The organism is Nonomuraea typhae (genome assembly GCF_009760925.1).
Lineage (GTDB): Bacteria > Actinomycetota > Actinomycetes > Streptosporangiales > Streptosporangiaceae > Nonomuraea > Nonomuraea typhae.
Genome location: NZ_VRLV01000007.1, coordinates 188,817 through 203,427 on the forward strand (window position 1 = coordinate 188,817; position 14,611 = coordinate 203,427).

Below are 14,611 nucleotides of genomic sequence, written 5' to 3' on the forward strand. Positions count from 1 at the left end.
AACAAAAATGTTCAAATTCCTATCGATGGGGCAGATGTCGTCGGGGCCGGATTCACGGAGGCGTCATGAACATCCTGCTCAACGCCGGCCCCTGGCTGGCGGTCCCGCCGCCCGGCTACGGCGGCATCGAGAACGTGGTGGCCACGCTGGTGCCCGCGCTGCGCGCCCGCGGCGTCCGGGTGGTCCTGGCCACGGTGGGGGCCAGCACCGTGGCGGCCGACGAGGTGATCACCGTCTTCCCCGAAGGCCAGTTCGCCGACCTGCAGAAGCCCTACAACCAGGTGATGGGCCTGGCGCACGCCCACCAGGCCCGGGTGGCCGCCGAGCTGCGCCGCCGCCGTGACATCGACCTCGTCCACGACCACCTCGAGGTGGTCGGGCCCGCGGTCCTCGCGGCGCTCGGCGGGCCACCGGTACTGCACACCCTCCACTGGGACCTGTGCAAACACCCCGCCTTCTACGGCTCCTGGCCACAGGAGATCGCCGTCAACGGCGTCTCGCACGCCCAGCTCGCCCGCGCCCCCGCCGCCCTGCGCGCCGCCGCCGTGGGCGTCGCCCACCTGGCCACGCCCCTGGCCGAGCGCTGCCCGCGCTTCCCCCTCGGCGAGCACGTGGTCGTCATGGGCCGCGTCTGCCCGCTCAAGGGCCAGCACGTCGCCGCCCGCTTATGCCAGAAGCTCGGCCTGCCCCTCGTGCTGGCCGGACCGGTCAGCGGCCTGGGCACCCCGGCCGAGCTGGCCCGTGTCCTGGACGACCCCGCCCATCCGCTGCACGGCCACCCCGACGTGCGCTACCACCGCGATCAGGTCATGCCGTACCTGGACGGCGACCTGGTCCGCTGGGTCGGCGCGATCGGGGGAGCCGCCCGCGACGAGCTGTACGGCAGCGCCAGGGCCGCACTCTTCCCGCTGCAGTGGGCCGAGCCCGGCGGCACCGCCGTGGTCGAGGCCCTGGCCCTGGGCGTCCCGCCGGTCGGCCTGCGCCGGGGCTGCCTGCCCGAGCTGGTCGAGCACGGCCGCACGGGCTTCCTGGCCGCCACGGAGGAGGAGCTGGCCGCCTGCCTCCTCCGCGCCGGTGAGCTCGACCCGGAGGACTGCCGCGCGGCGGCCCGCGCCCGCTTCACCCCGTCCGTCATGGCCGAGCGCTACCTGGAGCTCTACGCCGCTACTCGCGCCCGCCGATCGCCTCGGCCGGGGCCTCCCTGAGCGCCATGCGGGCCGGGATGACGGTGGCGGCCAGGGCCAGCGCGGCGACCGCGGCGATCACGCCCACGTAGCCCAGCGGCGGCACCGACGGCAGGACCGAGCCGGTCATGCCCAGGCTGAAGGCCATCAGCGTCACCGCCGCCCCGAGCGTGCCGAGGACGGTCGCGAGCACAACGGCCACCGCGGTCTCCTGCCGGAGCATGCCCAGCACCTGCCGGCGCGTGGTGCCGACCAGGCGCAGCAGCGCCAGCTCACGGGTGCGGGCCGAGGTGGCCATCGCCAGCGTGTTGACCACCGCGATCGCGCAGAAGCCGATGATCAGGCCCATGGCCACGTAGTTGACGGCCGCGTTCACCTGACCGGACTCGGCGGCCTGCGCCTGATCGAGCACGGCGATGCCGGGCGCCGCCTTCTCCAGCGCCTCTCTGCTGCCGCCGGCCACCAGAAGGCTGCCGCGCGGGTCGTCCACGTGCTTGCTCACCAGCCGATAGGGCAGCGTCAGCTCGCTGAAGCCCATGCCCCGGGTGTAGACCGCGGCCACGGTCAGCTCGGCAGGGGTGCCGTCGCCCAGCGACAGCGCCAGCCGGTCGCCCACGCCGACGCCGTACCACTCGGCCGCCTTGGTGCTGACCGCCACCGACGTCGCGCCGAACCCGGTCATGGAACCGGCGACCACGCCGAGGTCCAGCGTCCGCTCCAGGCCCTCCGCGGAGACGGCCTGCGCGCCGACCCGGTCGAGGTCGATCCGGATGGAGGTGCGCAGCACCTCGGTGGCGGCCCGCACGCCGGGAACCCGGCGGACGGCTTCGGCGGAGGCGCCGGGGGAGAGCACGAAGTCGGCCCTGACCCCGTCGCCGACCTGCTCCTGAGCGGCGGCGCCCAGCGTGGTCTGCACGAACAGGATCGTGCACGTCATCGCGATCATCAGGCTGAGCGGCGCCACCAGCGAGGCCATCCGCTTGGTGCCGGCCCGCAGGTTGCGGCTCGCCAGGAAGCCCGCGGCCCCGGGCAGCCGCACCGGCAGCGCCACGACCGCCCGCACGATCAGCGGCGCCAGCAGCGCGACGGCCACGGTCCAGGCCAGCGCGGTGAGCATGGTGACGGGGCTGGAGGCGGACTCGCTGGTCAGCGTGCTCAGCAGCACGGTCAGCACCACGCTCCCGGCCAGCGCCGCGAACCCGGCCACCAGCCGGACGACAGGCAGCCCGGCCTTCTCCGCAGCGGCCTCACCCAGCGCCTCCACCGGACGGATCCGCGAGGTACGGCGGGCCGAGACGCGGGCCGCCGTCCAGGCTGCCAGCAGGGTGGCCAGCAGCCCCGCCGCGGGCGGGAACGGGCTGAGGACGAGCTCCAGGTTGCCCGGCACCGCGCCGAGCGCGACGAAGCGGCCGATCAGCCAGCCGCCGAGCAGCATCCCGGCGCCGGCGCCCAGCGTCCCCGCGATCGCGCTCACCACCAGCGCCTCGCCGCCGATCATGCGGCGGAGCTGCCGCGGCGTGGCCGCGATCGCGCGCAGCAGGGCGAGCTCCCGCTGGCGCTGCTGGACGGAGAGCGCGAACGTGCCGACCACGACCAGGATCGCCACCAGCAGCGAGGTGCCGCCCATGGCGCCGCCGATGCTGGTCAGCCTGATCCGGGCGTTGTCGCCGTCGCGGAACTCCACCGGGCCGCGCTCGGCGCCCGTGTAGACCACCGCGCCCGCGGCCTTGACCGGGACCTGCGGGAAGACGCCGATCGCGCTCACCTGGCCGGGCCGGTCGGCCAGGCGGCGGGCCTCGGCCGTGCTGAAGAAGACGGTGTTCTGGCTGGGCAGCGCCTGCTCGGTCACGCCCACCACCCGGTAGGTCCGGCCACCGGCGGTCAGCGTGTCGCCGCGGAAGCGGGCGTCCACCACGACCTCACCGGCCTTCTGCGGCGCGCGGCCGCTCTTCAGCGTGAACGGCGTGAGCGCCGCCGACTCCCAGCCGTGCCCCAGCGCGTCGCCGACCGGGAAGGTGACCTCGGTGACGACCTTCTCCACGCCCGGCTGCGCGGCCAGCTCACCGGCCAGCTTCTCCGGGATCCAGCGCAGCTCGGCCAGTTCCTTGGCCTTGACCTTGGACTCGCCGTCGTCGTCGGTCTCCGTCCGCCGCTCGAACTGGTCACCGGCCACGATGACCGGCGCCCCCGCGTACCGCTCGGGCGCCAGCGTGCCCCGCAGCCCCGTCTCCAGCAACATCCCGCACGCCGTCACCAGCGCCGCCGCGCAGAGCAGGGCGACGAAGGCCCCCGCGAACCCGGCCTTGCGGTGCCGAAGGGTCGTCAACGCCAGCGCGATCATCGCTTCCACGCTCCCAGCCTGGTCATGCGCTCGGCCACCTTGTCCGCGGTCGGCGCGGCCATCGCGTCGGCGATCCGCCCGTCGGCCAGGAACAGGACGGTGTCGGCGTAGGAGGCCGCCACCGGGTCGTGGGTCACCATCACCACGGTCTGGCCCAGGCCGGAGACCACCTCGCGCAGCAGCACCAGCACGTCGCGGGCGGTCATCGTGTCCAGGGCGCCGGTCGGCTCGTCGCCGAAGACCACCTCGGGGCGCACCACCAGGGCCCGCGCGATGGCCACGCGCTGCTGCTGGCCGCCGGACAGCTGGGAGGGCAGGTGCCCGGTGCGGCCCTCCAGGCCGACCCGGCGCACGATCTCGGTCAGCCACGCCTGGTCGGGCTTACGGCCCGCCAGGCGCAGGGGCAGCGTGATGTTCTCCAGCACGTCCAGGGAGGAGATCAGGTTGAACGCCTGGAAGACGAAGCCGACGCGGCTGCGGCGCAGCTCGGTCAGGGCCGTCTCGTTCATGCCGGACAGTTCCGTGCCGCCCAGCCGTACCGAGCCGGAGGACGGCGTGTCCAGGCCGGCCGCGCAGTGGAGGAACGTGCTCTTGCCCGAGCCGGAGGGGCCCATCACCGCGGTGAAGCTGCCGCGCGGGATGCCCGCCGACACCTCGCGCAGGGCCGCCACCGCGCCCTGGCCCTTCCCGTACACCTTGCTCACCGCGTCCAACCGCACCACGTCTGTCATGGCTCTCAGCCTGCTGGCGGGCGATCGTCCGGGACAGAGACCGGCTCACCAGCTCCCCATGACATCGTCATAATACGGACACTGATAGACATAGCCCGTGATTCGCGTACTGCTGGCCGAGGACCAGCACGTGATCAGGGGCGCCCTGGTCACGTTGCTCGGGCTCGAGGCCGACCTGGAGATCGTCGAGGCGGTCGAGTCCGGCGACGCCGCCGTCGCCGCCGCGCTCGTGCACCGGCCCGACGTGGCCGTGCTCGACATCGACATGCCGGGCACGATCGACGGGCTCGCCGCCGCCGCCGCGATCCGCGGCAGACTCCCCGCCTGCCGCACGCTCATGCTCACCGGGTACGGCAAGCCCGGCCACCTGCGCCGCGCCCTGAACTCCCAGGTGGACGGCTTCCTGCTGAAGACGGCCTCCCCCGAGGACCTGGTCGCGGCCATCCGCAAGGTGGCCGGCGGCGGGCGCGTCCTGGACCCCTCGCTGGCCGTGACCGCCTGGGACCTGGCCGACAACCCGCTCACCCCGCGCGAGGCCGACGTGCTGCGCCTGGTCGCGGGCGGCGCCGAGGCCACCGAGGTGGCCGCCCAGCTACACCTGACGGCAGGAACCGTGCGCAACTACCTCACGGGGATCGTCGCCAAGCTCAACGCCCGCAACCGCACCGACGCCGTCCGCATCGCCGCCGAGTCCGGCTGGATCTGACGGGCACGCCGGCACCATCGCCGTCAGTTCGTACCAGCCGCCGCCCGCGGTCGTGGTCAGCGTGCCGTCCAGGGCGGCCAGGCGGGTGGTGAGGTTGCCGATCCCCGCCGAGCCCCGCCTGCCCCCGCCGCCGGTCACGCCGTCGTTGCGGACGCTCAGCCGTACCCGATCGCCGGCCGCGGCGGTCGTGATGGAGCAGGTGCGCGCGGCGCTGTGGCGCAGGACGTTGGTGACCGCCTCCCTGAGCACGGTGCTCAGGACCGTCTCCGCCTCCGGCGGCAGCGGCGGGTGGGCCAGGTCGATGACGACCTCGATGCCCGCGGCCGACAGGACCGTGCGGGCGCCGTCGGCCTCGGGCCCCAGCAGCAGGTCGCGATGGTCGCCGGAGACCGCGCGCAGGTCGGACTGCGCCCGCTCGGCCAGCTCGGCTATCTCGCGCAGCTCGCTGTCGGGGTTGCCGAGGCGGCGGGCCAGCTCGCACTTGATCAGGATGGCCGCCAGGCTGTGCCCGAGCAGGTCGTGCAGGTCGCGGGCGGCGCGCAGGCGCTCCTCGACGACCGCCATGCGGGCCAGCGCGTCGCGCGAGTCCCACGACTCCTTCAGCAACTGGGCCAGCGTGATCAGGCCGTACATGACCACGGCCGTCACCAGCGTGCTCAGCGCGTAATTGATCAGCACCGGGACCGGCAGCTCCATGAAGAACCCCGCCAGCACCGTGCTCGCCGCGACCGCCACCGCGATGGGGACCGCCTCGCGCCAGGGGAAGGCGAGCAGGACCGGACCGGCCAGGAACCCCATGATGCCGAGCCAGCTCGGCCCGATCAGCGGCAGCGGGAGATAGGTGAGCGCGGCCATCACCGACAGGTGGCCCATGTGGCGGCCCTTGACCGAGGCCATTTGCAGCCACACGACGACGGCCAGCAGGAGGGTGGCCGGCGCCAGCAGATCGGCCGGGGTCTTCAGCAGGCCCTTGACCACGAAGCCGGTCAGCACGGCGGCCAGCAGCGCCATCGACAGGGTGTAGGAGCGGTGGTCCTGCTCCTTCGGCCGCACGTCGGGCAGCACCGCCTCGACGCACAGCCGGCCGTCGTCCGTCAGCCGGGTGCGCAGGACGCCGCCGGCCTCCTCGACGCGGGCCGGCAGGTCGTCGAGGAAGGCGTCGTCGGCGGTGCGGGCGCCGTCGGTGGTCACCTTGAGGCGTACCTGGCCGTGCTCCCAGCCGGTCTCGATCACGCAGGTGCGCGCCGAGGACTGCCGCAGCACGTCGGTGACCGCTTCGCGCAGGATCGCGGCCAGCAGCGCGCCCGCCGGGCCCAGCGGCTCCTCGTGGCCGACGCGGATCTCCGCGGTGATCCCGGCCGAGGTCAGCATCGCCCTGGCCGTGGTGATCTCGGGGGTCAGCGACATGGCGCGGTACCCGGAGGCCGCTTCCCTGGCCGCGGCCAGGGAGCCGCGCGCGGTCTCGGCGTCGGGCCGCCCGGCGCGGGCGCCGGCCGCGATCGTCTCCAGCGCCCGGCCCAGGCCCCTGTTCAGCTCGGCGGCGATGCGCAGCCGCTCCTCGGCCGCCGCCGACAGCGCGAGCGTCAGCCGGGTCGCGGTGATCTCCTCGACCCGCCCGATGAGCGTGGTGAGACCGTAGATCACCAGGGAGATCAGCACGGCGCTGATCGTGGCGTCGACGTTGCCCAGCACGGCGGCACTGGCCACGACGCCCACCGCGAGCGGGCGCGCCCTGGTCAGCAGCAGCGTGCCGCCCGCGAAGCCGAGGATGCCGACCGAGGTGCCGAGCAGCAGCACCGCCGCGTACGCGCTCAGCACGACCGCGACCAGCAACCACCAGGTGCGCCACCGGACGAACGCGAGCTGCGCGGCGCACACGACCAGGGCCAGCCAGGAGCCGGCGGCCAGATAGATGCTCGCGAATCCCACAAGGACCGCGATGACCGGAGCCCAGGCGCGTTTCGTCACTCGGGCATCTTAGGAGAAACCTCGCGGAAGCACTGTTACCGGGCACGAGGCGGCGCGCAGCGCCTTCATGGCCACCTCGCCGAGGAAGACCCGATGCGGCTGCGCGTCCTCACTGCTCGCACAGACCAGCAGGTCACCGGGCGGCCATTCGACATTGGCCATCGCCGCCGCCACGTCGAAGCCCTCGGCGACCTCCGCCTCGGCCTCGATGCCGGTGCTCTCCCATGCCAGCCGTACGGCGAGGGCCAGGTCGTCACGCAGCCGGCCGGGATCCTCCGTGCGCAGGTCCAGCGTGATCAGCCGCAGCGGCACCCCGAGCCGCAACGCCGCCTGCGCCACCCGCTCCACCGCCTCGTCACACTGCGGCCGGTGCACGTAGGCCAGCGTCAGCCGGGACGGCTCCTCGGGCGGGAGGTAGCCGGACGGCGCCAGCATGACCGCCTCCGGCGACAGGTGCAGCAGGTGATCGGCGGTGCTGCCGATCGCGATGCGGCCGTGCTGCCCTCCTTCCGCCGACCCGGCCACGATCAGGTCCGCCTTGATCCGGCTGGCCACGACCGCCAGGCCGCGCCCGGCGCCCCGGCTCTCGAAGGCGATGTACTCGGCCGGCTGCTCGCCCAGTTCCCCGGCCGCGTGGGCCAGGTTCGCCTGCGCCTCGACCGCCTGCCCGGGGCTGCCCGGCGGGTAGACGGCCGCCACCGTGAGCTCGCCCCCGGTGACCCGGGTGATCGCCGAGCCCAGCGCGAGCGCGTCCCGTCCTCCGGCGTCGCCGGTGTACCCGACGATCACGTGCGCACCGATCACGCACCCCTCTCTACCCACTCTGAGCAGGGAATACGCGGCACCTGGAGGGGGTTGTCAACGTTTGGAGGCGTTCGAGAAGTGAAGATCACACTGGACATGGAATTCAACGGCGCGCTGGGGCAGGTCACGCTCCGGGAAGCCGTCCGGCAGCTCAAGGCGCGCGAGCTCGACTGCACCATCTCCCGCGAAACCCTCGACGGCAAGGTCTCCGTCTTCGTCGAGTGCGTGGAACGCGGGTTCACCCCGTTGCGCAGCGAGATCATGGCCGCCTACTACGTGGCCGAGAACGACGCGGCCCAGGAGGCGTTCGCCTCCGGGCTGATCACCGAGGGCGAGCTGAGACAGCGGCAGCTCGACCTCGCCCGGATCCTCACCGGGACGACCTGACGATCGTCAGGTCCGCGACGGCCGGACCATCGGCCGAATGACCGATGGCTTCCGGCCGTTGAGCCGACGATAAGCCCCTTAAAGATCATTAAGGTCGTGTCCATTGTTCCTTCACCGATTGGACACGCGTTGGACCGCCTTTATCGCGATATCGCCGACTTCGCCCTGACCACGCCCGGCTGGCTGCGCACGTTCGCCGAGATCGGCACCGACGCCGGCCTGTTCGTCTTCGCCGCCCTGTTCGTGGCCTGCTGGTGGCGCTCCCGCCGGGCCTCCGCCCGCGAACTGGCCATCGGCCTGGTCGGCCCCGTCGGGGTCGTGGCCGCCTACGTCGTGAGCGAGATCGTGAAGCTCCTGGTCCGGGAGGAACGGCCGTGCCGGGGCATCATCACCGTCGCCGCCTGCCCGCCGCCCGGCGACTGGTCCTTCCCGAGCAACCACTCCGTGGTCGCCGCCGGCGCGGCGGGCGCGCTCATCCTGGCGTGGCGCGCCCTCGCCTGGGTCGTGCTCCCGCTGGCGGCGATCATGGCGTTCTCCCGCGTATTCGTCGGCGCCCATTATCCGCACGACGTGGCCGCCGGATTCGCGCTCGGCCTCGTGCTCGCGCCGCTGGTCGCCATGCTGTGCGTCGGCGCGGTCACGCCCCTGGTCAAGCTGGTACGGCCGCGCCTACGGCTTTCCGGCGAACCGGTCGGTGGCCGTCACTAGGCGATCCACGATGCCCGGCTCGGTCGCGGCGTGCCCGGCGTCGTCCACGACGTGGAACGCCGCCTCCGGCCAGGCCCGGTGGAGATCCCAGGCGGTGGCCATGGGCGTGCAGGCGTCGTAACGGCCCTGCACGATCACCGCCGGGATGTGCCGGATCTTTCCGACACCCCGGATGAGCTGCTCGGGCTCGAACCAGCCGCCGTGGGTGAAGTAGTGGTTCTCGATCCGGGCGAAGGCCACCGCCATGCGCTCCTCCCCGAACTCCGCGACCAGTTCCGGGTCGGGCAGCAGCGTGACCGTCCCGCCCTCCCACCGCGCCCACGCCTGAGCCGCCGGCACCCGAACGGCCGCGTCCTCGCTCTCCAGCCGCTCCCGGAAGGCCGCCATCAGGTCGCCGCGCTCCTCCTCAGGGATCGGGGCGACGAACTCCTCCCAGAGATCGGGGAAGAGGTACGAGGCGCCCTCCTGGTAGAACCAGTGCAGCTCCTGCGGCCGGAGCGTGAAGATGCCGCGCAGCACCAGCTCCGTCGTCCGCTCAGGGTGCGTCTGCGCGTAGGCCAGCGCCAGCGCGCTGCCCCACGACCCGCCGAACACCTGCCACCGCTCGATGCCCAGGTGCTCGCGCAACCTCTCCATGTCCGCCACCAGGTTCCAGGTGGTGTTCTCGGCCAGCGACGTCTCCGGGTCACTCGCGTGCGGCCGGCTGCGCCCGCAGTTGCGCTGGTCGAACAGGACGATGCGGTAGAGGTCCGGGTCCCATTGGCGCCGGTGCTTCTGCGTGCACCCGCCGCCCGGCCCGCCGTGAAGCATGACCGCCAGCTTGCCGTCCGGATTGCCGCACACCTCCCAATAGACCTGGTTGCCGGCGCCGACATCGAGAAGGCCCGAATCGTAAGGCTCAATGGCCGGGTAGTGCTGTCTCATGGTTCGGCATAATTCCACGTGTGGAGCTGGTCAGCCTTGACGACATCCAAGCGGCAGCCGAGCGCATCGCCCCGGTGACCGTCAGAACCCCCTTGGTGCCCATGGGGGAGATCTGGGTCAAGCCGGAGAGCCTGCAGCGCGTCGGCTCGTTCAAGATCCGGGGCGCCTACAACGCGGCCGTGGCGCTGGCCGGGCCGGGGGGCGTGGTCACCCACTCCTCGGGCAACCACGGCCAGGCCCTCGCCTACGCGGCCAGGCGGCTGGGCGTGCCCTGCGTCGTGGTCGTCCCCGAGGGCACGCCGCGGGTCAAGGCCGACGCCATCCGCGGACACGGGGCCGACCTGGTCGTCGTGCCGCCGGAGCACCGCATCTCGGGGGCCGAGAAGGTGGCGGCCGAGCGGGGGATGACCATGGTCCCGCCGTACGACCACCCCTTCGTGATCGCCGGTCAGGGCACGATCGGGCTGGAGATCGTCGCGGACCTGCCCGACGTCGAGGTGGTCCTGGTACCTGTGAGCGGAGGGGGTCTGGCCGCGGGAATCGCCTCAGCCGTCAAGGCGCTGGCGCCCGCCGCCCGGGTGATCGGCGTCGAACCGGAACTGGCCGCGGACGCACGGGAAAGCCTGCGCGCCGGCCACGTAGTCCCGTGGGAGCCGTCCAGGTCCTTCCGCACGATCGCCGACGGCCTGCGCGCCAACCTCTCCGAGCTGACCTTCGCCCACCTCCGTGCCCGGCTGGACGACATCGTGACCGTCTCGGAGGACGAGATCCGGGCGGCGATGCGACACCTGGCACAGGCGGCCCGCCTGATCGCCGAACCCAGCGGCGCCACGGCCACGGCGGCCTACCTGGCGGGCCGCACGCCGTCGGGCCGGACCGTGGCGGTGCTGTCGGGAGGCAACGCCGACCCCGAGGTCCTCCGGTCGGCGCTGGGGTAGACGGGGCCGAACGCCGCCCTGCGAACGGCCCATCCGCCGGACCCGGCCAAGGCCGTGCGGAACCGCCTCGTTCAGACAGATCGGCTTTGCGAACCAGCGAGGGCCGCGATATCAGGAACTCCAGGCCAGGCGGGTCAGGAAGGCGCGGTCGTCGCGGGCGTACTCGTCGAACGAGCGCTGGATCTCGTCGAGGCCGGGCACCAGGGTGCGGTGCAGGACGCCGCTCTCCTTGTACTCCAGCTCGTAGCCGCCCGCCTCGGGGGAGACCTGCATGAAGTGGTGTCCGAAGGTGACCAGCGCGGCGAAGGGGTTCTGGGGTGAGAGCGTGGCCAGGACGTCGTGGACGAGGCCGAGGTCGGGATCGGTGACGATCATGCCGTCGCCGGTGTGGAGCTGCATGCCCTCGTAGGCGCCGCGCGGGATGGTGTTGTGCACGAGGTCGCGCTGGGGGTCGTAGCAGACCAGGTCGTGGGTGCGGGCGACGGCGAAGACCTGGCTCGACATCTCGTCCATGGTGTCGAGGTCCATGGTGATGAGCACGTGGTCCGGATAAATGGTGAGCTGACCGGGAAGCTCCGCTGCATAAGCCGGGGCAGGACCGGCTGGCTCCCCTTTTTTAATCGCCAAATACACCTTACGCGCCCGATCTCGGGTGATCGGCTCTGGTTCCCGCCAGACCATCAGCTCAACACTCACTCACCCATCTTCCCGGACGATCGCCTCAGTCTGGGCATTGCCCGGCATAGGGAGCAAGAACCGCGTGCTGGTCGTGGCTTCTCCGCGTGGCGTCACGTGGCCGGCCGCTCCGAGCCCGGGACCAGCTCCGCCGTGCAGTGAGCGCACCGCCGCGCCTCGATCGGGATCTCGCTCAGGCACTCCGGGCACTCCTTGGTGGTGTCTGCCTGCTTCCTCTCGAACAACGAGACGAGCCTGGTCATCGGCAGGACGATCAGCCAGTAGACCACGGCGACGATGATGAGGAAGGTCAGCAGGTGGTTGAGGAAGTCGCCGTACTTGAACTCGCTGCCGTTGACGGTGAAGGAGTAGTCGGCGAAGTCCGGCTTCCGGCCCGCGGTCACCGCTCCGATCAAGGGGGTGATCAGATCGGTGACCAGGGCCTGGACGAGTCCGCTGAAGGTGGCGCCGACGATGACCGCCACCGCCAGTTCGACGATGTTGCCGCGCAGGAGGAATTTCTTGAAACCGCCCATGGGGTCGGCCCATTGCCGGGACGACGGTTCCGAAACCTGCTCAGCCGCCGGAGGACAGTCGGGCCAGGAAGGCGGTCCATGATCCTCGGCTGAATCGGAGGACGGCGCCATCGGCGTCCCCGCTGCCGCGTACCCAGATCTGGCCATCGTGCTTGGCGACTTCCACGCAGCTGCCGTTGTTGCACCGAGAACGCCAGGCTGCCCGGGCAGGGGCAGGTGGGGGGTTCATGCCTTACCTCCCGAAGATGGGGAACAGTGGCATATTCGTGCCTGGTTTTACCCTGTTGTTGAGAGATCATCCATTTTGAGGGGGTGGGCAAGAAAAGGGGCATGCGGTGGACGCATGCCCGAATCAATCTAGGTGTGGCTACATATCCTTGATCGAGGTGATGAAAGCGTCCCATTCAGCGGCGCTGAAGCTGAGGATGGGGCCGGCGCCGGTCTTCGTGTCGCGGACCGCGATGCGGCCGTTGTGCTCCGTGGCCACAGCCACGCAGTTTCCTCCGTTGCAGCGGGAGGACACCTTCCACACGCCGGGTAGAAAAGGGGTTGGCCATGTCTGCTGTCCCTGTGTCCCTGCCATGTGCGCTCCTCCTAGTGGGTACGGCGGAGCTTGTCGGGCAGCCGCCTGAGCGCATCGTAGTGCCTCTGGCACTTGCCGTTTGGAATTTCGCTGGGGGTATCACAGCGATTCTTGGGCGGCTTGTCGCTCAAACTGCACTTGATACCTGGATATCCGGTTAGCCGATTCTTGGGGGCTGAGCGCCGTGGCGCGAAGTTGGTTGAGGATCTCGGCAAAACGCGCAAGCTGCTGCGGCTTCTCCTCGTAGTAAATGTGGAGAAGCGTTTCCATGTACACCGTGTCCGATACTCCCGCGTCCAGGTCGAACTCCAGCAGCGTGAACGCGGCGTCAAGCCCCATGTGCGCGCCCACGGTGTAGGGGATGATCTGGAGGATGACGTGGGAAAGCTCGGCTGCCTCCAGCAACCGCCGAAGCTGGTCTGCCATGACCTGTGCGCCGCCGATGTGCCGCTGCAGCGCCGACTCGTCAAGCAGCACCCAGTAGAGCGGAGGGTCGGCCTTGGAGAGCACCTCCTGGCGGCGCATCCGCACCTCTACCCGTTCGTCGAGCACTTTGGGGGCTATCAGCGGCAGGTATCCGCGGATGACCGCCCGCGCGTACTCCGCGGTCTGGAGAAGGCCGGGAACGGTCGTGGTGTCGTACTGAGTCATCTTGATGGCCTCGGTCTCCAGCCCGATCAGAGGGCGGAGATCCGAGTTCTCCGACTCCAGCCACCAACTCGTGTTGCGGGCTTCGCGAGCCAACTCCATGAGCGCGGACGGATCGTCCACGCCGTAGAGCGAACACAGATCGCGGACGTCACGCAGGCTCGTCCGGCGCTGCGCGGTCTCGATCCGGCTGATCTTCGCTTGCGAGCACAAGAGCTGCTCGGCGACCTCGGCGATGCTCAGACCGGCCTCATGCCGCAACTCGCGCAGTCGTCTGGCGAGTTGCCGTTGCCGGAGTGTGGGACTGGCCATCGCGTCCGCCTATCTGGTCACCGTGCCGTCTCCCGATGATCTCGTGAACTCCCCGCTCACGACGGAGTTTCGGTCGGGATGCTACCCCCCGCGAAGTCGCCGATGTCACGTGAGTTAGGAAAACGTCACCGGCACGTTCCCCTGGCAATTGCCATGGGCATCCCAGATCAGGGTAAAGCCCTACATAGACGGAAAGGAGGCAATCGCGCACAGAGAGAGCTGGGCCGATGTTGCCCCACCGGCCCAGCGAAACGATCATCCGCTGCCACGAAAACAAGAGGACGACCCACCATGAATGCTACCAACACCGACCTCCGCCCCGCGATAGTCAATCCCCTCCGCCACCTGCTCGAACTGCTCGACCGCTGGGCCTTCGCCGAACTGGACCGCCGAGCACAGGACCAGGGCTGGCAGGTGATCCGGCCCAACCTGCTCACCAGGGTCTACCGGAACCGCGACTTCGACGCCCTCTCCCCATGCGCCGCCTGCGCCGGGGAGGGCGTGACCGTGCGGGGCGCCTGCCGTACCTGCGTGGGGTCGGGGCGGGTGCGGTCATGAACGGGAAGCTGCTCGACGAGCTCAACCGGGCCACCACGCCGGTCGCCAGGCCCAGCCCGCTGGTCGTGCTGTGGCGGTGGCGCTACGAGCTGGCACTGCCGGTGGCGCTGGTCGTGGCCGTGGACGCGCTCGGGGCGTACGCGCTCCTGGCCGCTCTGATTCCCCTCTGGCCGCCGGCGCGATCGGAGGCGTGGGGGCGGATCCGGTGCGTGGTCACCGCGCACCGGATCCGGGTCGGGTTCGTGGAGGCGTACGTGACCAGCCGGCGCGGGAAGATCCCGGTGATCATGTGGTGCGCGCCCGCGGCGTTCGGGGAGCGCGCCTGGATCTGGTGCCGGGGCGGGATCACGCCGCGGCAGGTCGAGGACGGGAGCGAGGCGATCGCCTCGGCCTGCTGGGCCAGCGAGGTTCGCGTCCGGCCGGACGAGCGCAGGCCGCACCGGGTGCTACTGGAGGTCATCCGGTGTACGCCGCCTGTCCGCGCCGTGCCGGCGACCCACTCGGCCCGCACCGCGGCGCCGCGGCCGGCCGCCGATCGCTGATCCCGCGGCTCTGAGCCCCGGTCGCCGGGGCTCCAGCCCGCGAGCGCACTTGTGGCCCGTGGCGGT

The 14,611-nt window shown here is 71.3% G+C and carries 17 protein-coding genes; 7 read left to right on the plus strand and 10 right to left on the minus strand.

Annotation, left to right across the window (positions count from 1 at the left end; genetic code table 11):
- The first annotated feature begins 65 nt into the window (after positions 1-65).
- Positions 66-1,205 carry a glycosyltransferase gene (locus FVE25_RS26825; protein ID WP_157249842.1) on the plus strand — a complete coding sequence of 380 codons (1,140 nt, stop codon included), beginning with the start codon at positions 66-68 and terminating at the stop codon, positions 1,203-1,205.
- On the opposite strand, the gene FVE25_RS26830 is transcribed toward FVE25_RS26825, so the two are convergent.
- Together FVE25_RS26830 and FVE25_RS26835 are read right to left on the minus strand one after the other, a co-directional pair.
- A complete protein-coding gene (locus tag FVE25_RS26830) occupies positions 1,165-3,525 on the minus strand; it encodes an FtsX-like permease family protein (protein ID WP_157250184.1) in 2,361 nt (786 codons plus the stop codon). The genes FVE25_RS26825 and FVE25_RS26830 overlap by 41 nt on opposite strands.
- On the minus strand, positions 3,522-4,256 hold the full coding sequence (locus FVE25_RS26835) for an ABC transporter ATP-binding protein (RefSeq protein WP_181019725.1): 735 nt from the start codon (positions 4,254-4,256) through the stop codon (positions 3,522-3,524). The genes FVE25_RS26830 and FVE25_RS26835 overlap by 4 nt, the downstream gene beginning before the upstream one ends.
- 97 nt (positions 4,257-4,353) lie before the next feature.
- Here FVE25_RS26835 and FVE25_RS26840 point away from each other — a divergent pair, with 97 nt between their 5' ends.
- Complete coding sequence (locus tag FVE25_RS26840) at positions 4,354-4,962, plus strand: response regulator transcription factor (RefSeq protein WP_157249843.1); 609 nt, start codon at positions 4,354-4,356, stop codon at positions 4,960-4,962.
- Here the strand turns inward: FVE25_RS26840 and FVE25_RS26845 are convergent.
- Positions 4,849-6,930 carry a sensor histidine kinase gene (locus FVE25_RS26845; protein ID WP_219825656.1) on the minus strand — a complete coding sequence of 694 codons (2,082 nt, stop codon included), beginning with the start codon at positions 6,928-6,930 and terminating at the stop codon, positions 4,849-4,851. The two genes, FVE25_RS26840 and FVE25_RS26845, sit on opposite strands and share 114 nt — an antisense overlap.
- A gap of 9 nt (positions 6,931-6,939) precedes the next feature.
- Positions 6,940-7,734 carry a universal stress protein gene (locus tag FVE25_RS26850; protein ID WP_246267499.1) on the minus strand — a complete coding sequence of 265 codons (795 nt, stop codon included), beginning with the start codon at positions 7,732-7,734 and terminating at the stop codon, positions 6,940-6,942.
- Positions 7,735-7,812: 78 nt separating this feature from the next.
- Here FVE25_RS26850 and FVE25_RS26855 point away from each other — a divergent pair, with 78 nt between their 5' ends.
- Both FVE25_RS26855 and FVE25_RS26860 read left to right on the plus strand, forming a co-directional pair.
- The gene (locus FVE25_RS26855; RefSeq protein WP_157249844.1) at positions 7,813-8,121 is read left to right on the plus strand and encodes a hypothetical protein; all 309 of its coding nucleotides are present in this window, start codon (positions 7,813-7,815) and stop codon (positions 8,119-8,121) included.
- Between the two features lie 129 nt (positions 8,122-8,250).
- Complete coding sequence (locus tag FVE25_RS26860; RefSeq protein ID WP_219825657.1) at positions 8,251-8,829, plus strand: phosphatase PAP2 family protein; 579 nt, start codon at positions 8,251-8,253, stop codon at positions 8,827-8,829.
- Here the strand turns inward: FVE25_RS26860 and pip are convergent.
- A complete protein-coding gene (pip, locus tag FVE25_RS26865) occupies positions 8,791-9,753 on the minus strand; it encodes a prolyl aminopeptidase (RefSeq protein WP_157249845.1) in 963 nt (320 codons plus the stop codon). The two genes, FVE25_RS26860 and pip, sit on opposite strands and share 39 nt — an antisense overlap.
- A gap of 20 nt (positions 9,754-9,773) precedes the next feature.
- Between pip and FVE25_RS26870 the strand changes: the two genes are divergently transcribed.
- The gene (locus FVE25_RS26870; protein ID WP_157249846.1) at positions 9,774-10,691 is read left to right on the plus strand and encodes a threonine ammonia-lyase; all 918 of its coding nucleotides are present in this window, start codon (positions 9,774-9,776) and stop codon (positions 10,689-10,691) included.
- Between the two features lie 111 nt (positions 10,692-10,802).
- Here FVE25_RS26870 and FVE25_RS26875 read toward each other — a convergent pair whose 3' ends face one another.
- The 5 genes from FVE25_RS26875 to FVE25_RS26895 all read right to left on the minus strand — a co-directional run bounded on the left by FVE25_RS26875 (position 10,803) and on the right by FVE25_RS26895 (position 13,445).
- The gene (locus tag FVE25_RS26875) at positions 10,803-11,231 is read right to left on the minus strand and encodes a hypothetical protein (RefSeq protein WP_246267501.1); all 429 of its coding nucleotides are present in this window, start codon (positions 11,229-11,231) and stop codon (positions 10,803-10,805) included.
- A gap of 248 nt (positions 11,232-11,479) precedes the next feature.
- Complete coding sequence (gene mscL / locus FVE25_RS26880; RefSeq protein WP_157249847.1) at positions 11,480-11,902, minus strand: large conductance mechanosensitive channel protein MscL; 423 nt, start codon at positions 11,900-11,902, stop codon at positions 11,480-11,482.
- A 40-nt stretch (positions 11,903-11,942) separates the two neighbouring features.
- A complete protein-coding gene (locus FVE25_RS26885; protein ID WP_157249848.1) occupies positions 11,943-12,131 on the minus strand; it encodes a DUF397 domain-containing protein in 189 nt (62 codons plus the stop codon).
- A gap of 138 nt (positions 12,132-12,269) precedes the next feature.
- The gene (locus FVE25_RS26890; protein ID WP_157249849.1) at positions 12,270-12,485 is read right to left on the minus strand and encodes a DUF397 domain-containing protein; all 216 of its coding nucleotides are present in this window, start codon (positions 12,483-12,485) and stop codon (positions 12,270-12,272) included.
- 99 nt (positions 12,486-12,584) lie between these two features.
- Positions 12,585-13,445, minus strand: a complete 861-nt coding sequence (locus FVE25_RS26895) for a helix-turn-helix domain-containing protein (RefSeq protein WP_157249850.1) — start codon at positions 13,443-13,445, stop codon at positions 12,585-12,587.
- A 291-nt stretch (positions 13,446-13,736) separates the two neighbouring features.
- On the opposite strand from FVE25_RS26895, the gene FVE25_RS26900 reads away from it, so the two are divergent.
- Both FVE25_RS26900 and FVE25_RS26905 read left to right on the plus strand, forming a co-directional pair.
- Positions 13,737-14,003 carry a hypothetical protein gene (locus FVE25_RS26900; RefSeq protein WP_157249851.1) on the plus strand — a complete coding sequence of 89 codons (267 nt, stop codon included), beginning with the start codon at positions 13,737-13,739 and terminating at the stop codon, positions 14,001-14,003.
- Complete coding sequence (locus tag FVE25_RS26905; protein ID WP_157249852.1) at positions 14,000-14,545, plus strand: hypothetical protein; 546 nt, start codon at positions 14,000-14,002, stop codon at positions 14,543-14,545. Before FVE25_RS26900 ends, FVE25_RS26905 begins: the two co-directional genes overlap by 4 nt.
- Positions 14,546-14,611: the final 66 nt, after the last annotated feature.